A 21,131-nucleotide genomic window follows, 5' to 3' on the forward strand; every position below is an offset into this window, starting at 1 on the left:
AGGTCTCAGAGCGGCACCAGGCAGCAGCGGCAGCGGGCGTGAGCGGGCAACGTCGGCGCGCCGAGCAGGCTGTAGGGGCTGGCGGTCTCTCGGGACAGGCAGAGCTCGCAGACGCGTGCGTCGCCTGCGGTCATCCAGACCACCGCTTGGGCGCCGGCGCCGAGGTAGGCGGCGAGCATTCCGGCCCCGTAGGCGGCGGAAACTGTGACGTCGGCGGCGAGCTCCACGTCGAGTCCCTCATCGAGGGTGACCTCGGCGTCACCCGCAGGGTCTTCGTCGCTGTCGGCCATGGAGCGTCCGGCCCGGGTGGCGCCGGCTGTCAAGGCGGAGGAGAGGACGGCGGTCGCGGTGGCGTCGGCTCTGTCGTCGCTCAAGTCGGGTGAGCCGATGGCGTAGGGGTTCTCGGGTTCGTCGAGGTCGCTGTCGTCGGCCTCGTCGCGGGTGACGAGGGCATGTCCGGCGGTCCATCCGGCTCGGTGGGCGCGCTGCGCGGCGAGAGCGAGGGCGGCTCGGGTGCGGCGCCAACTGCGGGCGGCGAGCGTCGCGGCGACGGCTTGGGCTGCCGCTTGCCGCCGGTGCCGCTCCGCAGGGGTGAGCGCTTCGCCGATTGCGAGCCGCCAGGCGTCGACGGCCGGACCCAGGTTGAGGCCGTGCAGGTCGGCCCGCCAGGCCGCGCTGACGATCGCGTCAGCGGTGGCGTGCAGGGCGAGGCGGCGGGCGTAAACCGGCCGCCAGATGCCTTGGAGGCTGCCGATCTGGAGGGTGGCGTCAGGCACGGCCACCCCCTCAACTCAGCCGATCCGCTTGGCGATCAGCGGCCCTACGTCCTGCGCGCGCGTCGGATGCCCGGGTCCCATAGAGGTCACCATCCCTCCTGCTCGATGGGGGCGAGGAATTCGTCGGGGCCCGGCAGGCCGTGGCAGGCCATGTAGTCGGCGAGTTCCTCCATAGAAAGGAACGGGCCCGCGAGATGGCCCGCGTTGTGGGCGTACCAGCGGACGTGGAAGCCGCCGAGCCGGTCGGCATCCAGCTCATTGGCGTGTCCTCGCAGCGCGGTCACAGTTTGGCCAGGGCTTCGTCGAGACAGCGCCGGTACAGGTCGTCCCACAGTTCCTCCGGCGGTTCACCTTGCGCGGCGTCCTTGGCGAGGCCGGGGCCGTCCTCGGGGTCCTGGGGGCCGTCGCCGGTGGGCGGTGGCACCAGATCGTTCGGGTCGGGCGGAGCCTCGCCGGGCGCCGGGGCTTGTGCCTGGGAGCCGAGATTCTTGGTGATGAACGACTTGGCGAGGTCGCCCATGTTCGACCAGTCGGCGATGAACGTGCGCTCCATGAAGATCGCGTCGTCACCGCCGTCGACGGGGGGTTCGCCGATCTCGGCACGCCACCGGTTGAGGGTGTACGCGCCGTTGCGCAGCCTCGTCTCCCGGATATCCTCGACGATCTTCGAGTCCCGGAAGTCGATCTCCTCGAATTCCAGGTGCCAGTCGGTGATCCCGAACCCGAGCTGGAGCAGGTGGAAGTTCAGCTTCTCCAGGATCAGGTTGGCGATCGGGATGATCGTGTTGACGCGGAACGTCTTGTCCTGCGCCTCGCCTGTACCGCCGCCGAGGTTGCCGGTCTCGATGATCCCCAACTTCGCTGGGGGCACTCCGAACGACGCGATGATCTGGTCGCGCAGCTGCCTGTCGGCGTCCAGGTAGTCGGTTACCTTCCGCTGGTCCAGGACGCCAACCACGCCGTTCCCGGTCGTGACCACCGGCTCGCCGACAGCCTTCGGGCCGAGGTTGAAGACGCGGTACATCTCGCGCCATTTCTGCACGTCGCTGTCGCTGTAGTGCCCCAGGTCGACATGCAACCGGGGCGGATCGCCGCGCCGGAAACACTCCTTGAGCGTGGCCATGGTGAACAACCACGCAGTCACGGGCAACAGCACCTTCTGCGCTGGGCTGACGCCGTACAGGCCGCCGCGGGGAGCGTCGAGGCTGATGTGGATGACCTGGTCCGCGTCGAAGCGCGCGATACGGACGCCGTCGACGTCCTGGATGTAGCCGGACACCTCGCCGTGCTCGTCGGACACCACGGTCATCGTGGTGGCGTCCAGCGTGTACAGGGCAACCGGCTCCCCCAGGAGAGCAACGACCTCCAGGTAAGCGTCGCCGAACAGCAGCAGGTCCGTCGCGACGTTCCGCAGCAGCTGGACCATGTCCTCGCGGGCGTTGCAGAACCGCATCAGCCGCCGCAACCGCGCCACCTGCGGGGTCTCGGGCGCAGTTCCGGCCCCGGCAGGGTCGTTCTCCGGTACGGCCTGGAGGCCGCCGGCGGTGACGGTCCGCGCGATCAGGTCGACGCAGGCGGAGACCCAGTTGCACGACATGTAGGCCTGGTGGAGCTGGGCGAGAACCTGCTGCCGCTCCGACGTCGCCGACGTCAGGCTGCTCGTGTTCTGGATGTTGAGTGGGAGACCGTACTCGTAACCGACCCGCCGTACCTGCGCCGGGGTCGGCGCCTCCAGCGACTCGACGACCGCCTGCTCGGCGACGGGGGTGCGCCCGAGGCGCTCGCGCAGCCAGCTCACAGCGCCCACGGGTCACCCCCTGTCAGGATCGGGAAGCTGCCGATCGACGGGACCGCCGGTACGGGCCTGTTGCTGCTCGTGGCGTTCGGGTCGAGAACTGGGGCCACCGGATCCGGCGCCGGGAAGTGGAAGCGCGCCCCGCCACCCAAGTTGATCAACAGGTAGCGGCCCGCGTCGTATGCATGGTCCTCGGCGTTGGTGTCGACGTCCTCCGGGTTGCCGCTCATGGCATGTGGCAGGACCGGCAGCGTGCGGATCAGATTCGCGCAGGTCGTGAACACGTGCACCTTCGGGCACGTCTCCCAGCCCTGGGCACGGTGGTGCGGGCAGGCCGGGGCTTCCGCAAGGTAGGAGTGCCAGCGCTGCAGCCCGGACAGGCGGGAGCCAGGCCCCTTGCCTGCCGGGGTGAGCGGCACGCCGTGCTGGCCATAGACGTCGGCAACAGCCTGCGCGTCGCCCCGGGTTGCCCACATCGAATCGTCGGCGTAGCGGGCCGCAACCTGCTCGTCCGACCCTTCGGCGGCCAGGATCCGGCGGGCCTGTTCGGCCTCGCCGACCTGGGTGGCGTACAGCTCGCGGTAGAACCAGACCCGACCGTCCTCGTCGACAGCCGCCCACAGCACACACCAGGGAGCGGTGTAGCCCCAGTCGATACCGACATAGCGACGCCACGATGCGGGAAGGGCGATCGGGGCGATGGTGTGGCGGTCGTGCCGCCATTCGCTGAGGGCCTGTCCCATGAAAGAGTCCCAGTCCCCGTCGAGGAAGGCCCGGCGGAGCTTGTCCGGGAGCGCTTTGAGGTCGTCGGCGTACTCGGGATTGATGTGCGGGTTGTCGGTGAGCTTGGACGGGATGAAGCGGACCGTCCTGCCGCGCTCGTCGATGACGACACGCTGCCCGTAGCCGGTGGCGTCGACATACCGCTGCTTGACCGTGCCGTGTCCTGGGCCGCCGGGGTTGGTGCCGGCTCGCACTCCGATGACCGGTACGTCGCCGCGGCCGGTGCGCAGCCGCGACTCCAGGAACGCGACTACGTCGGGCGGGGTCAGTGTCAGCTCGTCGAACATCAGCAGCTGGTACTGGCCGCCCTGGCGGCGGGTGGAGTCCTTGAGGGACTCGGCGTAGCGGAACATCAGGAGACTGCCGTTGGGGAAGCGCAGTTCGTATTCGGTGCCGTTCCAGGAGGCCCCGAGAGCTCCGGCGTAGCCGACCGCCGCGAGTTCGGCGAGCAGGGATTCCTTGAGCTCGCCGTAGGTGCGGCGGAATGCCCCGACGCGGATTCCGGGGTAGCGGACGCAGGCCCGGATCGCCTCCATGGTCAGTGCCTTCGACTTGCCCCCGCCGGCCGCGCCGCCCATGAGGACGGCGAATTCCTCGGCGTCGTGGAACAGCTGCTGCCGGGCGGTGGGGGTGTAGTCGAGGAGGCCGAACACGTCGATGCGGCGGAGCCGTTCGGCCTCGCGTCGCCGGACTTCAGCCTGGAGGGCTTTCAGCTCCTCCATCTTCTGAATCTTGAGCTTCAATAGCGGCGAGCTGTTCCCGGGCTTCGATGAGGGCGTGGTCGAGGGCATCGACGGTGAACACCCCCTCGATCCTGGTGGCGGCGTCAAGACCTCGCAGCTTTGCCACCCGGTCGCCGATCTTCACAAGCCGGTCCATGGCCGCCAGCTTCGGCCCCGGATCGAGCAGTGGCTGACCCGTCTCAGGGTCCTCGACGAGCCTCCCGCCAGGCGTGATCACGTAGTGCCGGGCGCGCATCACCACGTGAGCTTCTTCGGCGAGGTGCTCCAGCTCGGCGAGCTGTTCTTCGCGGTACACCTCGACACCGATGCGGAGTCCGGCGATGTTCTCTTCCAGCGTCCGGTAGAAATCCTTGGACGCGGCGTTGGCGTTGGCGTACCCAAGTTCCTCGTAGATCTGCGAATACGGGACTTTACGGCGCCGGTACTCGACGAGCTTGGCGCGCCGGTCGGCGGTCGCGGCGCGTTCAGCGCGGGGACGTGGCATCGGATCCCCCCTTGCTCAGTGCCAGCCGGGTGGGAGTTCCTGCGGCGCGGGGTCCGGTTCGGGTGCGGGGAGCGGCTCGGGCGTGCAGTCGCAGGCGGGCAGCGTCTTCGCGTTGGGTGCGGTGCACGCTTTGGTGTGGATGCGGGCGGCGGCGTCCTGGCCGATGGCGTGGTGGATGCAGGCGCCGACGGCCCGTGTGACGTCCGTCTGCGTGGGCAGCGGTCCGAAGTCGGGCGGCTGCTGCTGCGGGTCGGCGAGGAGGGTGAGTTCGTCGCGGCGGGTCTGGATGGCGTGCAGGTAGTCGGCGAACTCCGGGTCGGTGAGGCGGCGTTGCCAGTGCACGAGAGCTTCGCCGCCGCACAGCCCGCAGGCGAGCGGCGGCGACACCGGGCCGGGAGCCGGGATGGGCGCGGCCAGGGGCTCCGTCATGTCGGCCTCCTCAGGTGATGGTGAGCAGGCCGACGTTGATGACCGGGATCTCGGGACTGTCCATGATTTTGATCCATATGGTGTAGGTGCCCGGGGTGAGCGTGACCGTGCCGCCGGGCCCGACCAGGCACTGTGCCAAGTAAGCGTTGCCGGGCGGGCGGGGCTGGGTGCCGTCCCAGGACCCGGCTTTCCAGTCGGGCCCGGTGGGGGTTCCACTGCCGGTGAGGAACGCGAACTGCACGACGTCACCGGTCGGGTTGAGGGGGTTCCCGCCGACGGTCGCGATGACCGACGCCTGGACGTACTGGAGGCTTGCCGCGGACTGTGTGATCGTCACTTGCCCCCCTTGGCGCGCCATCGGTGAATCATGCGCGTGATCCGCCAGCGCGGGTCGGGGTCCGGGCCCGTCTGCCAGCGGCCCTGCCCCTGGCCCACCTGCCACCGGCCGGGCCCCGCAGATACGGCCCACCGCAGGAGCGGGCCGACGGCCCGGACCACGAGATCGCCGGAGCGCGCGAGGAGCATCGTGGTGGCCGAGTTGGTGGCGACGGTCGCGGCGAGCCGCTGGATGTAGCGGCGGGCGCTGACGATGCCTGTCGTCACCGTTACGGTGGCCTGGCGGGTGATGGCCGCCGCCCGGGCGGCCGTGCCGGTGGCCGTCACGGCTGCCTGCCGGATCAGCATGGTCGAGCGCTGCACCGCCGGAGCCGCGTCCACCGCCGCGGTGCGCCGCAGGCCGACCACCCTGCCGATGCTGCCGGTAAGCCCGGCGACCGCCGCGAGGGCGATGGTGCGCGCACCTTGCAGCGCCACGCTGCCGGTGGTGGAGGTGGTGGCAGCCAGGGTCCGCAGGAAGTGGCGGGCGCTGGCCGCCGCAGCAGTCACGGCCACGGCGGCCGGGCGGGCGAGCGCGGTTGCGCGTTGCAGGGTCGCCCTGTTCGTCGCGGCGGCAGCCCGGCCGAGGCCGGTGGCGCGCAGCACCGACGGGCTGCTGGTCGCGGTGGCCGTGAGCGTCGTCGCCCACGCGCGGACGGCACTCACGCCGGTCGCGGCGATGGCGGTACGTCGGAGTGCCGCAGCCCGCAGCGCTGTTGCGCCTGCCGCCATGCTGGCCGTCAGGACTGTCGTCGAGGTACGGACGGCGTTCGCGCTCGTCGAGACCGTGGCCGTCAGCCTGGTGGTCAGGGCCCGCTGTACACCGGCCGCTGTGTTCGCCGTCGCCGCCAAGGTCTTGGCCGTCATCCGGCCGACTGTGGAGAGCGTCGTCGCCGTGGCGGTGCGGGCCAGTCCGGCAAGCCGCTGGGCGCCGGCGGCGGTCGAGGCGGTTGCGGCCAGGGCGCGGGACCATGTCATCCGTATCGCGGCCGTGGCGCCGGCACTGACTGTCGCCGTTCTGGCCAGGCCTGCGGCGCGCGCCGCAGAGGCCGTGCCGGTGACCGCCGCCGCTTTGGCCAGCGCCGCAGCGCGCGCCAGGGACACGCTGGTGGTGGCCGTGGCCGTAAGCGCCTTGGTCACTGCCCGGACCAGGCTGGTCGCCGTGGCGAGGGTTGTCAACCGTGGCAGAGTCGTGGCTCGCCGTGAGCCGCCCGTTGTTCCGGCGGTGCCCTGGCGGCTGAGCGTCCCGGTGCGAGTCACGCCCGCCGCCGTCGCGGCCGTGACCGTGCGGGCGAGTGCTGCGGTGCGGGTGACGCTGAGGGTGGTCGTGGTCGTGGCGGCGCGGGGCAATGCCGTGGCGCGCTGGGGTGTCGCGGTGCTGGCGATGCTCGAAGTCCGGGGCAGGCCCGTCTGTCGCAGCGTCCCGGCGAGCGTACCGGTCGTTCCCGCCCGCTGAAGTCCAGTGAGCCGCTGAACTGTCGAGGTCGTGGCTGCCGCCGCCGATCGGGGCAGCCCCGCCAGCCGCAGGACCGTGGCGCTGGTGAGTGCCGTTGCCGTTCTGGGCAGTGCCGTCAGCCGCACGAGGTTGCCGCCGGTCGACACGGTCGCCGTGGCGCTAATGTTGTAGTTGTGGGGGCCTGTGGTGAGGTCGGTTCCGAGGCGGATCCGGTCTGGGATCGACCGCCCGAGACGTGCCACGGCAGCCCCCGCTTAGATGAGTTCGATCCAGCGGGCGTAGATGATCGCGTTGACGGTGGCCGCGGTGTTGATGCGGAACTGCAGGTACTGGGCCGATGATCCGCCGAAGCGCGGGTAGTCCTCCAGCGGCCAGATCTTCGCGTAGGCCGAGAAGACCTGCTGCCGGTCGACGGGCCGCAACGTCGTGTTGGAGGTGATCGCGCCGTTGCCGAAGCCGGTCGCACCCGTGCCCATCGTCAGGCGGCTGTTCGACAGGGTGTAGTTGTCGATCGCCGGAAACACCGTCGTCGTGGTGTGCGCGGTGGTCACCGTCGACGCGGTGGCCGTCGAGGCGACCTCAAGGACTGCGGCAGTGGTCTGCACCGCAGCCAGCGACACGCCCCACTCGACGAGAGCGATCTGTCCGTTCGCGGGGATGCCCAGCTGCAAGGCGACCTTGGCGCCTGCGGCGTAGGAGGTGCCGCCGTCGACGTTCGTCGTCGTCGACAGGGCCGAGTTGTAGGCCTGGAACTGGGAGCCGGCCACCGGAGCCTCCTACCAGACGTGGGAGCGGACGATGGCCGGGGCCCGGTTGAGGAGGGCCTGTTCCGGGGGGTAGCCGAAGAACATTTCGTCGCAGTAGTACAGCTGGCTGCCTGCGGTGGCGGTGATGACGATGATCGGGATGCACTGCTGGGTCGTGGCGACCGGGGTCATGGGGGCGCCGATCTGGGTCCAGACGCTGGCGGGGGCGGTGGTGTCCGCGCCGACGCCGGTGGAGATGTACGTCGTGGCGGTGTACCAGTCGACCTCGATGTGCGCGGTGACCTGCACAGGTGGGTAGAGCCAGTAGGACGCCGTGTACTGGGCGCTCACGCTGAGTCCGGTGATGCGGTTGGCGGTGTTGGCGGAGATGGTGCCCGATGCGGTGGAGGTGAGGCGGAGGCTGTGGGTGCCGTCGCGGGCCTGGGTGGTGGACTGGGCGATGGTCGTGTTGCCTCCGGCAGCCCAGCCGGTGATGTCGGTCTCGACGCTCTCGTCGTTGTACGTCAGCAGGTTGCCGGTCAGCGCCACTACGTGATCTTCACGGTCAAGGTATAGGTCACAGCGTCATTGATCGCCAAGGTCTGCGACCCGTGATCCGCATGAAAGAACAGCGTCCCGTTCGTGCCAGCCGTCGACCCCGGAATGTTCCCCAGCGTCACCGTGTCGCCGTTCGACTGCGTCACCGCCGTCGACCCGTTCGCCGCCCGCGCCAGGGTCAGTGCCGTCGACCCGGACCCGGCGGTCACCTGCATGACCTCGCCCCGGCACTGGATGTAGGTGCCGTTGGCGGGGGTGTAGGACGCCGACGCCGTACCCGACGTGCCGCCGGTACCGGTCGGAGCGGTCGCCCACGTGAAGCTGAAGGGCTTCGACGAGGCGTCGGACAGGGCGACTTCGGCGATCGTCTGCCCCGAGGCGGACGTGAACGTGCCCGTCACCTGGTACGTGTCGTTCGCCGTGGTCGTGGTCTGCTGCGAACTGGTGCCCGCAACCCTGGCCTCGGCGGCTTCCTTGTACAGGGCGACGTCCGTGACCGCGGCAGTCAGCGAGTTGGGGTTGTTGCCCCACGCGAGGTTGAGGGGCTCGGCCTGCGTCGGTGACGAGCCGCGCATCCGGCCCGTCATGATGTCGCGGCCCTTGGATGTGACCACAGCGGCCATTGAGGTCAGCCCCTTCCTGTCGTGCGATTGGACTTGGCGATACGCCGGTTAGCGAGCGGCCTGCCGATCAGACGCCACCAGGCCCGTTTGATCGGGTTGTTGAACGTGGCCTCGACGAGCCCGTGGTCGTGGACGGTCCCGTCGGCGCGGGTTACGACCATGTACAGCCGGGACTCGGGCGCCTGCTCGGCGCGCTGCTCGCCCACGACGGTCAGGCCTGCGGTGCCGGCGGTTCGACCGGCGCGTTGCCAAGGAGCTTGGCGATTTCGGCGGCGAGCTTGGCTTCGTCGGTCTTCATGTCGGCGATCAGCTTCTGGAGGTCGGCGAGGAGCTCGGTGCGGGCTTGGTCGAGGAGCGGCGCGAGGTGTTCCTCAACGGCGGTGACGACCTGCTCGATGTCGGCCTTACCGATCGAAGCGAAGCGGCTGAGCAGGTTGTGGAGGTGGTCGACGAGTGCGGACATGGGGGGGGTCTCCTGCGAGTGAGGGCGAGTTCAGGGAACGTCGACGGTCGCGGCGGTGATGAACACGTGCCGCGCGCCGGTGACGGCTTTCAGCACGGCGATCGGGTCGTAGTCGAGCAGCTCGTTCGCGGCGATCAGATCCTGGGCCTGATCGAGGATCAGCACGAACGGGGCGATCTCGTCGATCGAGTCCGGGAGTTGGAGCACCTGGATCCGCGCCACCACTCCCCCGTCCAGAGGTTCCGCCGCCCGGCGTGCTGGCGCACCATGACCCGGCCAGCCTTCGGGCCCTGCCCCGGCCCGGCCGGGCGACGGAAGTTGGGGTCCCGCTGCCCAGCGGGGGTCCGGGCGGGGCAGCGGGACGTCGGGGCCGGCTGGGGGACGGACAGCCCCGAGATGGAGGGTCAGGCAGCCTGTGCGGTGTACGTGCGGCGGGCTCGTTCGCGGGTGGCCTTCTCGGCGCGGATCACGTCGATCGCCAGGAAGAGCGGGCGTCCCTTGCGGTCTCGGCCAGCTATCGAGAGTCGACCGCGGTAGCGCCAGTTGTGGACGACATTCGGGGCGACCCCGGCAGCTTCGGCCGCTTCGGTGACGTTCCACAGTGCGGTCTGCAGGTCGGCGGTCAGGTCGACCATGAGGCGTCCTCCCCGGATACGACGAAAGGCCCCGACGAGTGGGACTCGTGAGGGCCTTGGGCACGTATGGGCATGCGGTTCCGTCGAAAAGTCTCACGCGTGAAAGCGAAAAAATCAAGCCGCCTGAGCGACAACTGCCGCCAGAGCCTTGACATACACGTCGTACTCCGCCGACGTGAGGATCCGCTGACAGTCCGGGTCCCGGCACTCGATGTACGGCCGATCATCGACCAGCCGCAGATCACGGGACTCGGCCAGATACGGCCCCTTGCAGCGCGGGCAGGGCGCGAGCTTGCGGACGTCGAACTGCGGATGCGCCTTGATGAACCTGGTTGCCGCCGCATGCCAGCCCCTGATCTGGCCGCCAGGGTTGGCGTTGCCCCGGTCGTGGAGCTCGGTGGCGGCGGGGTGGTTTTGCATCATCCAGTCGAGGTGGGCGTCGAGGATGTGCGCACAGTCGCTGATCCGCCGGCCCTCGGTGATGCCGTCGCGGCTGGGTTGATGGTCGTCGCGCCAAATGCCGCGCAACGTCAGTACGTCCGTGGCAAGTTCTTCCATCTCGTCGAGGATCGTCTCGGTGAGGAGGCGGGCGGCTTGTCCGGGCCAGGCGGGGGCGTCGCTGGACCTGGTGTGGATGGTGGCCGTGCTCGGGGAACGGGTGGCGTGCAGCGCTTCCAGGTGGGCGGCCGCGAGGAGTTCCGGTATCTCGACCAGGCGCTGTCGCGCGTGGGCGACGCAGCCGTCGCATTGCACGGGCTGGCCCCAGGCGGGGGTCAGGTGGTGTTCGGTGCCGGTTTCGGCGAGGACTTCTTCGGCGCGGCGCCAGGCGTTGTTGCACGGACCAGGGCAGGGAGTGGGCACAGCGGGCCTCCCGGGGCGGGTGCGGGTGCTGAGGCCAGTATGCAACTCTGCGTTACGGAACCGGGATTCAGACGCGATCCCGCTCCCGCTCGCAGACCTCGCCCTCCAGATGCATCTTCAGGCAGGGCTGGCACCATCGATTGACGGGGCCGTCCCAGTCCTCGCCGTAGAAGATGGCACCGCTCGGGTCGGGGGCGTAGCAGCAGCCGCCGCAGTAGTGCTTCCCCATGTGGCCGCGCTGCTTGGAGCAGCCGTGTGATCCCCAGTAGACGCGGCAGGAGCCTTTCCTGGCGAGCTTCTGAGCCTTCTTCCTCACGGGTTCTCCTTTCAGTTGTGCCCGTCGATGGTTTGCCGCAAGAGTGCCTCGGTCTTCGCCTGCTCGTCAGCCCTGCATTGCACGGTGAGGGCGCGTTCCCGCCGCCAGTTCCGGGCAATGGAGACGGCACCGTAGGCGACGGCCACGACCGCGAAAACGGCCCACATCCGGGCGTTCACGATGCCTCTGCGGTTCAGCGCGTGCAGTGGCAGCCGGGTTTGACGTGGATCCAGCCCCACGACGCCTGGTAGCAGCTGTCGGACACGGCGGGCCGGTCCGCACGGCCGGGATAGCAGGAGGGCCGTGTGATCGAGTCGGCGGCGGACTCCAGGAGATTGGCCACTGGGTGCCCGGCCGGCATCGTGTCGACGGTCCGTCGGAGACTTTCTTTCAGGGCTTCAGCGACTGCCGCATAGTTGCGGAGGTCGGCGTCGTGGATGTCCCCGGTCACGTCCTCGGTCCATCCCCAGGCTTCGGCGAGCAGGCGCACCGTGTCGCAGGGGTAGGGCAGCGGTTGATGGAAGGCGCAGCCCAGTTCGTTCGTCTCCTCGCCCTCCTTGGCGCAGGTCGTGCAGTCGTGACAGCCGTCGTCTGCATGGAGTTCGAGGAGCTTTCGGTCGGCGGCGATCCGGCGCAGTACGGCGTTGGGGTCGGCGTGCGTTGCGATCAGGCGCATGTTGGCCAGCGTCCGGCCGGACTTCCCGCGATACTCCTGGCCGCGCACGTAGGCGACGACCTCGCCGAACAGATCGCCATGCTCGCCGTCGTGCTCGGTGTACACCTCGTCGTCCCCCGGATCCGCGGCCTTCGGCGCCCACGGTCCGGGCGTCGCCGCTTCCGCGTCACGCTGTGCCGCGTCCATGGCGTCCCGCAGCCACGCCAGCATGCGATCCGTGGCCGTCACCGGTGCCACCCCAGGTGCTGGAAGAGGAGGGCGAGGCGCCTACCCCGCCTGGCGACCCCGAAGCGGGTGAAGAGCAGGCAGTTCACGGATCGCTCCCACCGATTGCCCGGATTGCAGGCGGCGCAGTGGTAAATGCCGTCCCGGTCGCGACGCAGGCGCGGCGGGTGCGCCTTGTGGGCTTCGACCCCGTCCAGGTACGCCGCTTCCAGCAGTTCCCGTTCGCTCACTGCTCCTCCGCCGACTCGATCCGCATCCCGGCGGCACACAGGTCCGCAGGGAGCATGCTCCCGCCAGTATGCGTGCCCCGGTTCAGCGCTCGGCGGCGATCTCCTCGTCGTCCTCGGGGTCGTCTTCGTCGTCGTGGTCGTAGGCGGCGAGCCAGTAACACTCGTCAGCCTGCGCGGCCTCGGCGACCGTCTCCTCCCAGGGCGTGGTCTATGCGACCTCCGAGAGTTCGACGGCGACCAGGTGACGGGTCCCCTTGTAGGTGCGCAGCCCGACGTACAGCGCAGCATCGGCCGGGGAGTAGACGTACACGCGAATCCAGCAGCCGGTGGTGCGGTGCTGCACCCAGGCACGGGGCGCGTCCTGCCCGTCGTGCGCGGCCCGGTAGGCCTTGGCGACGTGGCGGCCGTACCAGCTCTTCTGTCCGTCGGAGAGGTCGCCGGCGCCGAGCCGGTCGAGCATGTCGCCGGTGCGAATGAGGCGGCCGTCGGCGAGTTGGGTGCCGATGTCGCCGTTGAGGGCGGCGTAGCCGAGGGCACGGGTGGTGCGGAGTGCGGCGGCGATGGTGCGGCAGATCGAGCGGAGCTTGCGGAACATCAGATCCCCCTGGTGTCTATTTTCTAGACACTACGGTCGCACCGCACCCTGCCCACTGTCTACCGTTTAGACAAAACTCGGCTATCGGATAGACACCCCGCCGTGAGACTCTGAAGCCATGACCGACTGGGAGAAGCAGCTCAACCGCCGCGCCACTACCATCGACAAGGCCGAGCTGGCGCGCGACAACGACATCGCCGCCGCACGCCTCGACGGCCACAGCTTCCGCGAGCTCGGCAAGTGGACTCGCATCAACCACGAAAGCGCCCGCAAAATCTGCCTCAGGATCAACGGGCACACCCAGACCCGGAAAGAACGCGAGGCGGGCTCCAAGTGACCGACGACCTGGTGCAGTTCATCCGCGACCGGCTCGACGAGCGCGTGGCACGGCTGCGTGCGCTACCCGCCGGTCCGTGGGAATGGCGCAGGTTCGATGAAGTCACGGAACCTGAGTGGCGGGATTGCCTGGTGGGGCAAGACGGCAGCCCGCTGCTGTCCTCGGAGGACGTCGAGGGCTACCAGTCATGGATCAGGCGTCACGAAGCCTTCGACGGCTACCTCCAGGACATCCAGCCAGAATGCGTCCTCGCCGACATCCAAGCCAAGCGGTCGATCGTCGCTGCCTACGAAGAGGCTGTGGCCTGGTACGACGCCCCCGAGAATCGGCACCACCTGGCAGGCGAAGTGACGGGCCTGTACAGCGCGGTGCGCCTCCTCGCCCTGCCGTTCGCCACCCACCCGGACTACCGGGAGGAATGGCGGCCCTGAGCCGTCCTCCGATCGGGCGGCCTGCCGCACTTCAGGCTCCGCCCGGCTGGTTCGGCTCTACGCTGAGCGCCCACTGCATTGAGGGGGCCCTGTGCGTCGTATCGTCCTGCCTGTCGCCGCGATCCTGCTGACCGCTGCCTGCTCCAGTAGCGGGGGCGACTCGACGCCGCCGTCCAAGCCTGCCGGTTCGCACGCCTTCGATGCGGCGGGCGACACGCAGTGCAGCATCACCTACCAGGATCGTGGCGATTCCATGTCGTGGACGGTGACGACGACGGTCGCCGGGGAGCTGGTCACCCACGCGACCGGGGACCAGACGTACCGGCACGACGACCAGATCGGCGCCGGCCACCGGACGTACACGGCGCCCGTGCCGCTCTCCCAGGTCCACGACATTGGCGGCGTTCTCCACATCAGCGGCACACAGTACGGGTGCTCTATCGGCCCGCAGAAATAGCGGCGGGCACGACTGCGGCCCCGGCCGGTGAAGGCGCGGGGCCGCAAGGGCGGGCTGAACTCGGCTGTACTGGCTATGTGTTGCTCCAGCGGCCGATCGTCCAGGCGAGGCTCGATGAGGTGGCGATGGCCGCGATTCCCGCGACGGCCATGCGGGTTCCGCTCAACTCCGGCGGGCCGGTGAGGATCACGGCGGCGAACACCGCGAGGCCGATCAGACTCGCCAGGCCGACAGTCCTGATGTACAGGGCCATGGTCAGTTCCCTTCCGGGCGGGCCAGGCGTCGGCACTTCTCGGCGTGTGCCTGGGCCCAGGTGTCGGCGTCGTGGTCGGCGGTCTGCCGGTCCTCGACTTCCCAGTCCGCGATGGTGCCGCGGCGCTTCCTCCAGTGCGAAAACTCCATGACCGCCGAGCAGCCGGCGCAGGCGGCCCTGGTCGAGTTGCGGGTTCCGACAATCCCGTCCGGGAACCGGTGCGTGTGCTCGACGACCGTGAGATCGACGGTGGTACGACGGTCGACGGTGCCCGCGATGGTGACGTAGCGGGCGATGACGCCCTCAGGCCAGGCCGCAGTCGGCTGTTCGGTGACGGTCATGGCTACTCCCTGACGAGTGGGGGTTCGGTGATGATGCCGTTGGCGTCGGTGCTGAGTTCGAGGTCGTCGTCGAGGCAGACGAGCCGGTAGCCGCCCGCCTCCGCCCAGACCTTCATCGGCATGCCGCAGTGCTCAGGCGGGTTCGTGACGTCGACCCTGTCGTCGATCCACAGGTCATCGATGTCGGGCATTTTGATCTCCTTCAGTTCGGGTAGGCGGGGCCGTCGTATTCGACGGCGACGATGCGGGCGTTGGGGTGCTCGGCGGCGGTCCGGAGCACGTCGGTGACGATGCAGTCCAGGCTGTTCGTCGAGTTGAAGCTGATCAAGGCGCGCGTGCGGCGGTCGTACAGCCGGTAGTGGATCTCGGTGTACTTCCTGCCGCGATCGGGCAACGGCTCGCCGTTCCACACGTCGGTCATGGGATCCAGTTCTCCAGGTCGTCGGGGTAGGTGTCGGGGTGGTGGCGGGCCATGTCGGCGAGGCGTCGATACCGGGCGGCCACCTTCTGCAGGTGGGCGCGGCCGTCGTCGGTGGCTTTGTCTGCGGCTCGTTCAAACGCCGCGGCTTCCGTTTCGTGGGAGCGGATCACGTAGGCGCGCTTCCTGGCGGCCATCCGCACACGCACCGCCTCCCCGCTCCACTCATCGGTCATGACGGTCTCCTCAGATGCTGGTGTTGGAGCGGCTGCGGTTGTCGGGGTCTGGTCAGCCGTGCCAGTCGACGCTGCCGGGCCCGTTGTCGCGCTCGTAGTCGGCCCAGAAACGGGCGCCACGTTCCTTGCTGGCTCGCTCAGCGTCCTGCCAGCTCTGCTTCATTGCGGCGTCCACGCGCTCTCGGGATTCGCGGTGCTTGCGGTCGGCCCGGGACTCCCGACGCTGCGGGTCGGCTCCGGGGGTATCGGACTTCGGGTACTTGGGCGTGAACAGGCCCATGGTCATTACTCCTTCACTGCTGGTTGTTGGTCTTGGCCCAGACGCCGATGGTCTTGCTCTGGCGCTGGTCCTGGTGGACGTGGGCGTCGCCGTTGAAGTGGTTGTGGACCTCGGCGGGAGCCGCCTCGCCGGCCTCCGTGGCGCCGCGGATCAGCCGGGCGATGGCGAGGATCGGCACGGCGACCGCGGCGGGCGCTGCGCAAATCCAGGCGACCACCGTCGGGTTGGCCTGCCCGGAGGCGAGCAGTGTGCCGATCAAAATCAGGCCGGGCGGGACGGTCGCAACTCCGCAGAACAGGGCGGTGCGGCCGATGTCCGTCGAGCGCTGCGACATGGGCGGAATCCCTGGTTGCGGCACCGGCAGGGCGGTGCCGATTTGGGGGCCGTCCGTCCACGACGGGACGGTCGGGTCAGCGGTGCGGTACGACGTCTGCAAGCCCTCGGCGAGAGCGGCCTCGACGGCTGCGGCGGTGAGGCGGGCGAGGTCACGGTCGGCGGGGGTGGGGTGCCGCTGCCCGGCTGTGGGGCGCGGCTCGGGCAGCGGCATGTTCATCAGGGACCGACCTTGCTCGGCACTTTGGCCGTCGTGGGCGTGCTGGGGGTGGTGTTCTTCGGCGTGGTGTCGGCGACTTGGGCGTACCAGGCGCCGCCGACGGTCTTCCCGCTGTGTTTCTGGCGTTCGTGGGTACGCAGCGCGGCGGTTGCGGCTTTGGCATCGCGGTAGCGGGGCTTCTCCTTCTTCCCGCAGGGGCAGGCCCAGCCGACGAGGCCGGAGTGCTTGTCGGGCCCGAAGCGGGCGGCCATCGCGACGCGCATCCGTCCGGCCTTGGCCTTGGTCGGTTTGGCGGGGCAGGGCTTGGAGCCGGTGAACGAGCCGTCCTTGCCCTTGGTGAAGATCTGCCCGTTGCCCTTGCAGCGCGGGCATCCCTCGTGGGTCATGCGGAGGATTGCGGCGTCCTTGCGGGAGTTGACGGCCTGGAGGTGCTTTTCGCCGTGCTTGGCGACGAAGAACGCGAGCCAGGTAGCAGCCCGCCGTCCGAGCGGGCCGCCGCGGGGCCGGCGCGTGCTGCGGGCGCGGGACACCGGCTTGCGGCGGCGTGGTGCGGTCCGTTTACGGGGGGCCGGCTTCCTCGTGGCCATGATCGGCAACTCCCTTTCTAGAACTTCACATATATGGATCAATAGGGCGTCCAGAGGGCGTCCCGACCCCGTCCACGCCCCGTCCAGAGGGCGTCCCACCTGCGGACCTGGACAGCAACTGGACAGCCCCAGGGCGGGCCTGGGACGGACCTGGGACGGGAGCAGGACGGGGGTCAGGACGGGGCAATCAGGACAGAGGCCGCCTGCTCGACGATCTCCCGATCCCAGCCGCGGACCCGCCGGTCCCCGGCGTAGTCCCGCCGCGAAACGGCGTTGGCCACGAGACTGTCGAGCAGGCCCTGCAACTCGCCGCCGTCGGCTGCAACACCGAACTCGACGATCACTGCGGTCGGGAGCCAGTCGGCTCCCTTGTCATCGAAGAGCTTGAGCAGCTGATGGAGGGTGATCGCGTCTTCCTTCATCGTTTCCCGCGCGAACTCGGCGAGCTGCTCGGTGAGCGACCGTCGCTGGCTGCCCGCCGTCAGGCCCTCGCCGGCTTCGAGGAGCGTGTCGGCGTCCAGCCGGTTGGCGCCCGCCTTAATTCGGGCGGGTACCGCTTCGAGGATCTGGTCGCGGGTGAAACCGTTGAAGCGGTGCCGGATGGCCCGGTTGAAGCCGCCGCCCATGATGAACGACTGCCCGGCATCATTGACGATCTCTCCGACGGCGGGTTCGAGCCGGTCCGGCCGCCAGCCGACGGCGCCCTTGCCGGGGCCGAACAGGAGGCGGATGTCCTCGAAGCGGCAGGCCATGCCAATGCGGAACGGCACGATGCCGGCGATGGCGTCGCCGAGGGCATCCTCAGTGGCTTCCTGCCCGGCAAAGATCAGGTAGATGCCGTACTGCCGTCCCGTGCGCAGGAGCTGGATGGCTCGCTCCTTGCCGCGCGGTGACAGCTGGAGGAACTCGTCAATGAAGATGTACAGGTGAGGGTGCTTGGCGCTGGCCTTCCACCGGTCACCCATCTTCAGACGGGCCATGACCTTGGACCGTGCGGTAACGAACTTCAGAGCCCGCTCCAGCGCCTCCTCGCAGGCCTTGGGGTCACGAGCCCGCAACTCCATGAGGTCGCCGAATTCGTCGAGGCCGCCCTTGAGGGGATCAAGGTCCCAGCACACGGCGTCGATGCAGGCGGTGAGGGCCTCAGCGACGGTACGCAGGGCGCCCAGAGTCTTGCCTGCACCCATGGCGCCGATGATGAGGGCGCAGAACCCGTCGAGGGTGAGCTCGAACGTCGAGCCGTCCATAGCCCGCCCCATGACGATGTTGTCGTGGACGGACAGCGAGTGGGGGGCATGGATGCTCGGGCGTGCCATGTCGGCGAACGGGTCAGATTGGACGAGCCGCATCGTGAGGTGGGCGGCGCGCTGGGGGTCGGTCTCGAACATGGTGCCGCCCTGCGGGATGTCGAAGAGGGCGTCGAGGTCATCGAGGACAGCGCTGACCGCTGCGGGTTTGCTGGCGTTGAGGACGACGTCGAGTTCCCAGCCCCAGCCGCGGTATCCGAGAACCTGCACGCTGCGTGTGCCAATGCCCTTGTGGGCGAGCGCGCGGGAGACGCACTCTTCGACCTGGCCCGGCGACTGGCACATGGCGAGCGGGAACGGCTCGTCGGAGTCGGGGTTGTCGGGGTCGGCGATGATCTGCTCGGGCGCGATGCTGGGGCTGTTGAGCCGGTAGCGGCCGTACAGGGTGAGCAGCGTTCCGGCGACCAGGCCGGTGAACGCGGGGGTGACGGTCCACGACCAGTCGAGGGCGGTCAGGCCGCCGAACTTGACGAGCGCCCACCAGCCGGCCAGATTCAGCGCGGCTGTGGCGCCGGCGGTCCAGCCGAGCGTCCACCAGCGCTTGCGGCGGACGATTTCGACCTTGTTCCAGTGCCCGGAGTTCGACATGCCGCCGAGGACTTCCTGGAGATCGTGGGCGCGGGCGTAGCGGTAGCCGAGGACGCAGGACGACTTCAGCCCGTGACCGAACCAGCCGGCCGCCATCCACGTGCCGCGGGCGGACAGGCCGAGCATCCGGCCCGTCACCGAGGCGACGACCATGGCCGCCCCGCCAGCCTGATACAGGACCGGGCGACGGTACGGACGGACCTCGATCACACCCGGGGCAATGTCGTCCTCAGGCTCGTCGGCATCCGCGGGTGCGGCGTCTACAACCTCGCCGGGGATCACCTTCGTCAGGTCCCAGTCGGCGGGGAGCTGCGGGCGGGCTTCGGTCGTCATCACTGGTCCTTCTGGCGGCTGTCGGCGGCTGCGTGGCGGGCGGTGATGGAGGCCTGCTTACGGGCGGCCTTCACGTACCTGGGGGTGTCGCCGCGGCTGCGTACACCGCGCACTTTCGGCCCCGTCCTGGGAGTGGGGGGCATTTGTGCAGCACGCTGCGTGTTCTTGACCTTGGCGGCGGTGTTCACGGTGGTGTTCTGGCGGGCCGCTTCGACCCGGGTTTCGGCGGCGTTGCGGGCCCGGATCACCTCGGCGGATTCGCCCGGGTCGGTGCCCTCGATGTCGCGGTGCGCGCGCCGCCAGACAGTCTCGGTGACGGTCGTCTCCCCGACCGCCGCGGCGAGCTTCAGGGCGTGCTCCCACACCTTCGGGAACTGCCGGGCGCGGGATTCGGCCAGCTGCTCTATGGCTTCGGCTGCGGCCTTGTCGGCGGCTTCCTTCTCGGCCTGGCTCCGCGCCTCCTCGGCAGCCTTGCGGACGGCCTCGGCGCGCTCAGTCTTCCGCTGCTCCCGCCGCTGCTTGCGGGTCGGGATGCCGTCGCGCTTCCGGATCCGGCCGTGCTCGTGGAGATCCCATACGCCGGGTCCGGCGATCGACGCGAACGCGGTTCCGATCGCGGTGGCCGGGTCGAACGCGTTGAGGCCGTGCCACAGGTTGATGCCGGCCGCGATGAACGCGAACAGCCAGGCGATCAGCCGGTAGTGCCAGCACGCCCGGCGGGCGGCAGAAGCTGCAGCCGCACCCTTCTGGACGACCCAGGCGGCGCCTTCGAGCATGAGGGGGGCGGCCATCAGCCAGACGGCGTGCGGGTTGTAGAACGCGGCGATCTGCACGGGCAGGGCGACGATGGCGCACACGATGTAGAAGCCGCGGGCGTATCCGCGCCACTGCGACTCGGCCGCCTCGGACTCCATCGCGTCTTTGGCGTCGGCGGCCTCCTGTTCGGCGGCCTGCCGGGCTGCATCTTGGCGAGCCCGGTCGGCGTCCTCGCGGCGCCGGTTGTGGTCGGCGATCCGCGCGTCCGAGGCGGCTTCCTCCTCGCGGGCCTTGCGTTCGGCCCGGTCGTTGGCCAGCCGCAGCTTGCGGGCCTCCTCCTCCGCCCTGACGATCTCTGCCTGGGCGGCGGCTTCGGCGGCGATACGAATGGCTTCGGCGTCGGCCCACGCCTGGGCGCGGATCGCTTCGGCCTGGGCCTGTGCCACGACGTCCGGCAGGGGGGCCGTGTCGGGCTCGTCGGCAGGTTTCGGGTCGGTGGTGACGGCCCGCCAGTCCCCGAGTACGGGCATGGCCGGCCGCTGGTGGCCGTTCAGAGGCGGGCTGACAGTCATGGCGCGCGGTGTCCTTCCGGTTCAGTGGTGGGTGTGGCGGCGTGCGGTGTGGCGGGCGTTGCTGCGGGTCAGGACCGTGCGGGTGATCACGAACGCGGAGATTGCGGCGGCGACGGCGAGGAGCCCGTTCGCGCCGAGGTGGGCTGCGCCGTGTCCGGCCAGGTAGCCGGTGGTGCAGGCGGTGATGAACGTCAGCAGGTCGACGACGCTGGACGTCCGGCGTGTGGCGGGCTGCCGGGCTGGCCGGTTCAACTGACGCCCCGGTACGCGGCGAAGGCGAGAGCGGCGAACGAAGCGAAGATCGCGAAGGCGGAGAACAGACGCATGACTTGGTCCTTACGGGCTGGGTGCGGGATGGTCAGTAGTGGTCGAGGTCGTTCGCGGCGCGGCGGGTCTTGGCGGCCCAGTCCTCGCAGACCTCGGCCTTCTCCGTCTCGCCCTTGGCACGGAACTCCTGGGCTTGGCGTTCGGCGTCGGCGGCGGCGTCGCGCTTGCCCTGCGGCGTGTCAAACGGGTCGGACGACTTGCGGCTGAACAGGCCCATGGCGGGCTCCCTCGGGTCAGGTGGTTTCGGTGGCCGGGCGGTCCCAGCCCTTGCGGAACTCGTTCATGAACTCGGCGGTGACCTGCGCCCCGACGACCGCGCCGAGCGGCGGCAGCCCGGTGCGTTCGGCGGCCCAGAACTCGATGCGCATCACCACCTCGGCGAGGTAGATGACGGCCGGCCGGGTGCAGCGGACCGCGAACGTGACCGCGCCGATCAGGACCATCACGCTCATCGCGGCGAGGCGCACCGTCCACGCCCACCCGGCGGCGAGCAGTCGCTGCCATGCCGCAGGCTTCGCGGTGATCACATAGGCGTGCACGGTGAACCTCCCTCAGATCAGGCGTGCGGGTTGCGATGGAAACGCTG

38 protein-coding genes are annotated in these 21,131 nt (G+C 69.6%); 4 read left to right on the forward strand and 34 right to left on the reverse strand.

The window, feature by feature from the left end:
• Nucleotides 1–5: 5 nt before the first annotated feature.
• The 8 genes from DT019_RS02885 to DT019_RS02920 form a co-directional block, all read right to left on the reverse strand.
• Nucleotides 6–776, reverse strand: a complete 771-nt coding sequence (locus DT019_RS02885; protein ID WP_147267259.1) for a hypothetical protein — start codon at nucleotides 774–776, stop codon at nucleotides 6–8.
• An 86-nt stretch (nucleotides 777–862) separates the two neighbouring features.
• Nucleotides 863–1,060, reverse strand: a complete 198-nt coding sequence (locus DT019_RS02890; protein WP_114034953.1) for a hypothetical protein — start codon at nucleotides 1,058–1,060, stop codon at nucleotides 863–865.
• On the reverse strand, nucleotides 1,057–2,583 hold the full coding sequence (locus tag DT019_RS02895) for a phage portal protein (protein ID WP_114034954.1): 1,527 nt from the start codon (nucleotides 2,581–2,583) through the stop codon (nucleotides 1,057–1,059). Before DT019_RS02895 ends, DT019_RS02890 begins: the two co-directional genes overlap by 4 nt.
• Nucleotides 2,571–4,076 carry a terminase large subunit domain-containing protein gene (locus DT019_RS02900; protein ID WP_189389052.1) on the reverse strand — a complete coding sequence of 502 codons (1,506 nt, stop codon included), beginning with the start codon at nucleotides 4,074–4,076 and terminating at the stop codon, nucleotides 2,571–2,573. Before DT019_RS02900 ends, DT019_RS02895 begins: the two co-directional genes overlap by 13 nt.
• Complete coding sequence (locus DT019_RS02905; RefSeq protein ID WP_114034956.1) at nucleotides 4,048–4,581, reverse strand: hypothetical protein; 534 nt, start codon at nucleotides 4,579–4,581, stop codon at nucleotides 4,048–4,050. The genes DT019_RS02900 and DT019_RS02905 overlap by 29 nt, the downstream gene beginning before the upstream one ends.
• Nucleotides 4,582–4,596: 15 nt before the next feature.
• Nucleotides 4,597–5,010: a hypothetical protein gene (locus DT019_RS02910; RefSeq protein ID WP_114034957.1), complete on the reverse strand. Its 414-nt coding sequence runs from the start codon at nucleotides 5,008–5,010 to the stop codon at nucleotides 4,597–4,599.
• Between the two features lie 10 nt (nucleotides 5,011–5,020).
• Complete coding sequence (locus DT019_RS02915; RefSeq protein ID WP_114034958.1) at nucleotides 5,021–5,347, reverse strand: hypothetical protein; 327 nt, start codon at nucleotides 5,345–5,347, stop codon at nucleotides 5,021–5,023.
• A complete protein-coding gene (locus tag DT019_RS02920; RefSeq protein WP_147267260.1) occupies nucleotides 5,344–6,252 on the reverse strand; it encodes a hypothetical protein in 909 nt (302 codons plus the stop codon). Before DT019_RS02920 ends, DT019_RS02915 begins: the two co-directional genes overlap by 4 nt.
• Between DT019_RS02920 and DT019_RS02925 the strand changes: the two genes are divergently transcribed.
• Complete coding sequence (locus DT019_RS02925) at nucleotides 6,218–6,841, forward strand: hypothetical protein (protein WP_147267261.1); 624 nt, start codon at nucleotides 6,218–6,220, stop codon at nucleotides 6,839–6,841. The genes DT019_RS02920 and DT019_RS02925 overlap by 35 nt on opposite strands.
• A gap of 254 nt (nucleotides 6,842–7,095) precedes the next feature.
• Here the strand turns inward: DT019_RS02925 and DT019_RS02930 are convergent, their stop codons facing one another.
• The 13 genes from DT019_RS02930 to DT019_RS02985 form a co-directional block, all read right to left on the reverse strand.
• Entirely contained in the window at nucleotides 7,096–7,608 is a 513-nt protein-coding gene (locus DT019_RS02930) for a hypothetical protein (protein WP_114034961.1), read from the reverse strand.
• A gap of 9 nt (nucleotides 7,609–7,617) precedes the next feature.
• A complete protein-coding gene (locus DT019_RS02935; protein WP_114034962.1) occupies nucleotides 7,618–8,136 on the reverse strand; it encodes a hypothetical protein in 519 nt (172 codons plus the stop codon).
• Nucleotides 8,136–8,768 (reverse strand): hypothetical protein, encoded by a 633-nt coding sequence (locus DT019_RS02940; protein ID WP_114034963.1) that lies wholly within the window; start codon nucleotides 8,766–8,768, stop codon nucleotides 8,136–8,138. Before DT019_RS02940 ends, DT019_RS02935 begins: the two co-directional genes overlap by 1 nt.
• 5 nt (nucleotides 8,769–8,773) lie before the next feature.
• Nucleotides 8,774–8,974 carry a hypothetical protein gene (locus DT019_RS02945; protein WP_114034964.1) on the reverse strand — a complete coding sequence of 67 codons (201 nt, stop codon included), beginning with the start codon at nucleotides 8,972–8,974 and terminating at the stop codon, nucleotides 8,774–8,776.
• 5 nt (nucleotides 8,975–8,979) lie between these two features.
• Complete coding sequence (locus DT019_RS02950) at nucleotides 8,980–9,231, reverse strand: hypothetical protein (protein WP_114034965.1); 252 nt, start codon at nucleotides 9,229–9,231, stop codon at nucleotides 8,980–8,982.
• Nucleotides 9,232–9,261: 30 nt separating this feature from the next.
• Entirely contained in the window at nucleotides 9,262–9,453 is a 192-nt protein-coding gene (locus DT019_RS02955) for a hypothetical protein (protein WP_147267262.1), read from the reverse strand.
• A 182-nt stretch (nucleotides 9,454–9,635) separates the two neighbouring features.
• Nucleotides 9,636–9,866, reverse strand: coding sequence for a hypothetical protein (locus DT019_RS02960; RefSeq protein ID WP_114034967.1), 231 nt, complete (start codon nucleotides 9,864–9,866; stop codon nucleotides 9,636–9,638).
• Nucleotides 9,867–9,980: 114 nt separating this feature from the next.
• The gene (locus tag DT019_RS02965) at nucleotides 9,981–10,727 is read right to left on the reverse strand and encodes a hypothetical protein (RefSeq protein ID WP_114034968.1); all 747 of its coding nucleotides are present in this window, start codon (nucleotides 10,725–10,727) and stop codon (nucleotides 9,981–9,983) included.
• A 67-nt stretch (nucleotides 10,728–10,794) separates the two neighbouring features.
• On the reverse strand, nucleotides 10,795–11,043 hold the full coding sequence (locus DT019_RS02970; RefSeq protein ID WP_114034969.1) for a hypothetical protein: 249 nt from the start codon (nucleotides 11,041–11,043) through the stop codon (nucleotides 10,795–10,797).
• Nucleotides 11,044–11,054: 11 nt separating this feature from the next.
• Entirely contained in the window at nucleotides 11,055–11,222 is a 168-nt protein-coding gene (locus tag DT019_RS39325; RefSeq protein ID WP_189389055.1) for a hypothetical protein, read from the reverse strand.
• Nucleotides 11,223–11,236: 14 nt separating this feature from the next.
• A complete protein-coding gene (locus DT019_RS02975; RefSeq protein ID WP_147267263.1) occupies nucleotides 11,237–11,947 on the reverse strand; it encodes a DUF6221 family protein in 711 nt (236 codons plus the stop codon).
• A complete protein-coding gene (locus DT019_RS02980) occupies nucleotides 11,944–12,174 on the reverse strand; it encodes a hypothetical protein (protein WP_114034971.1) in 231 nt (76 codons plus the stop codon). Before DT019_RS02980 ends, DT019_RS02975 begins: the two co-directional genes overlap by 4 nt.
• A 208-nt stretch (nucleotides 12,175–12,382) precedes the next feature.
• Nucleotides 12,383–12,769 carry a hypothetical protein gene (locus DT019_RS02985; RefSeq protein WP_114034972.1) on the reverse strand — a complete coding sequence of 129 codons (387 nt, stop codon included), beginning with the start codon at nucleotides 12,767–12,769 and terminating at the stop codon, nucleotides 12,383–12,385.
• 118 nt (nucleotides 12,770–12,887) lie between these two features.
• Between DT019_RS02985 and DT019_RS02990 the strand changes: the two genes are divergently transcribed.
• The 3 genes from DT019_RS02990 (at nucleotide 12,888) to DT019_RS03000 (ending at nucleotide 13,994) form a co-directional block, all read left to right on the forward strand.
• Nucleotides 12,888–13,106: a hypothetical protein gene (locus DT019_RS02990; RefSeq protein WP_114034973.1), complete on the forward strand. Its 219-nt coding sequence runs from the start codon at nucleotides 12,888–12,890 to the stop codon at nucleotides 13,104–13,106.
• Nucleotides 13,103–13,537 (forward strand): DUF6221 family protein, encoded by a 435-nt coding sequence (locus DT019_RS02995; RefSeq protein WP_114034974.1) that lies wholly within the window; start codon nucleotides 13,103–13,105, stop codon nucleotides 13,535–13,537. Before DT019_RS02990 ends, DT019_RS02995 begins: the two co-directional genes overlap by 4 nt.
• A gap of 91 nt (nucleotides 13,538–13,628) precedes the next feature.
• Nucleotides 13,629–13,994: a hypothetical protein gene (locus DT019_RS03000; RefSeq protein ID WP_114034975.1), complete on the forward strand. Its 366-nt coding sequence runs from the start codon at nucleotides 13,629–13,631 to the stop codon at nucleotides 13,992–13,994.
• Between the two features lie 73 nt (nucleotides 13,995–14,067).
• On the opposite strand, the gene DT019_RS03005 is transcribed toward DT019_RS03000, so the two are convergent.
• The 13 genes from DT019_RS03005 to DT019_RS03065 all read right to left on the reverse strand — a co-directional run bounded on the left by DT019_RS03005 (nucleotide 14,068) and on the right by DT019_RS03065 (nucleotide 21,084).
• A complete protein-coding gene (locus tag DT019_RS03005; protein ID WP_114034976.1) occupies nucleotides 14,068–14,247 on the reverse strand; it encodes a hypothetical protein in 180 nt (59 codons plus the stop codon).
• 2 nt (nucleotides 14,248–14,249) lie between these two features.
• A complete protein-coding gene (locus DT019_RS03010) occupies nucleotides 14,250–14,588 on the reverse strand; it encodes a hypothetical protein (protein WP_114034977.1) in 339 nt (112 codons plus the stop codon).
• A 2-nt stretch (nucleotides 14,589–14,590) separates the two neighbouring features.
• Nucleotides 14,591–14,779 carry a hypothetical protein gene (locus tag DT019_RS03015; RefSeq protein ID WP_114034978.1) on the reverse strand — a complete coding sequence of 63 codons (189 nt, stop codon included), beginning with the start codon at nucleotides 14,777–14,779 and terminating at the stop codon, nucleotides 14,591–14,593.
• Nucleotides 14,780–14,790: 11 nt separating this feature from the next.
• Entirely contained in the window at nucleotides 14,791–15,009 is a 219-nt protein-coding gene (locus DT019_RS03020) for a hypothetical protein (protein ID WP_114034979.1), read from the reverse strand.
• Entirely contained in the window at nucleotides 15,006–15,242 is a 237-nt protein-coding gene (locus DT019_RS03025) for a hypothetical protein (RefSeq protein WP_114034980.1), read from the reverse strand. Before DT019_RS03025 ends, DT019_RS03020 begins: the two co-directional genes overlap by 4 nt.
• Nucleotides 15,243–15,294: 52 nt before the next feature.
• Nucleotides 15,295–15,522, reverse strand: a complete 228-nt coding sequence (locus DT019_RS03030; RefSeq protein WP_114034981.1) for a hypothetical protein — start codon at nucleotides 15,520–15,522, stop codon at nucleotides 15,295–15,297.
• A gap of 13 nt (nucleotides 15,523–15,535) precedes the next feature.
• Entirely contained in the window at nucleotides 15,536–16,075 is a 540-nt protein-coding gene (locus DT019_RS03035; protein ID WP_114034982.1) for a hypothetical protein, read from the reverse strand.
• Nucleotides 16,075–16,662, reverse strand: a complete 588-nt coding sequence (locus DT019_RS03040) for a hypothetical protein (RefSeq protein ID WP_147267264.1) — start codon at nucleotides 16,660–16,662, stop codon at nucleotides 16,075–16,077. Before DT019_RS03040 ends, DT019_RS03035 begins: the two co-directional genes overlap by 1 nt.
• Before the next feature lie 173 nt (nucleotides 16,663–16,835).
• Entirely contained in the window at nucleotides 16,836–18,890 is a 2,055-nt protein-coding gene (locus DT019_RS03045; RefSeq protein WP_114034984.1) for a hypothetical protein, read from the reverse strand.
• Entirely contained in the window at nucleotides 18,890–20,218 is a 1,329-nt protein-coding gene (locus DT019_RS03050; protein WP_114034985.1) for a hypothetical protein, read from the reverse strand. Before DT019_RS03050 ends, DT019_RS03045 begins: the two co-directional genes overlap by 1 nt.
• Before the next feature lie 21 nt (nucleotides 20,219–20,239).
• Nucleotides 20,240–20,470 carry a hypothetical protein gene (locus DT019_RS03055; RefSeq protein ID WP_114034986.1) on the reverse strand — a complete coding sequence of 77 codons (231 nt, stop codon included), beginning with the start codon at nucleotides 20,468–20,470 and terminating at the stop codon, nucleotides 20,240–20,242.
• A gap of 106 nt (nucleotides 20,471–20,576) precedes the next feature.
• On the reverse strand, nucleotides 20,577–20,762 hold the full coding sequence (locus DT019_RS03060; protein WP_114034987.1) for a hypothetical protein: 186 nt from the start codon (nucleotides 20,760–20,762) through the stop codon (nucleotides 20,577–20,579).
• A gap of 16 nt (nucleotides 20,763–20,778) precedes the next feature.
• Nucleotides 20,779–21,084, reverse strand: a complete 306-nt coding sequence (locus DT019_RS03065) for a hypothetical protein (protein ID WP_114034988.1) — start codon at nucleotides 21,082–21,084, stop codon at nucleotides 20,779–20,781.
• Between the last annotated feature and the right edge of the window lie 47 nt (nucleotides 21,085–21,131).

The sequence above is a fragment of the Streptomyces sp. SDr-06 genome, from assembly GCF_003324565.1.
In the GTDB taxonomy this organism is placed as follows: Bacteria; Actinomycetota; Actinomycetes; order Streptomycetales; family Streptomycetaceae; genus Streptomyces.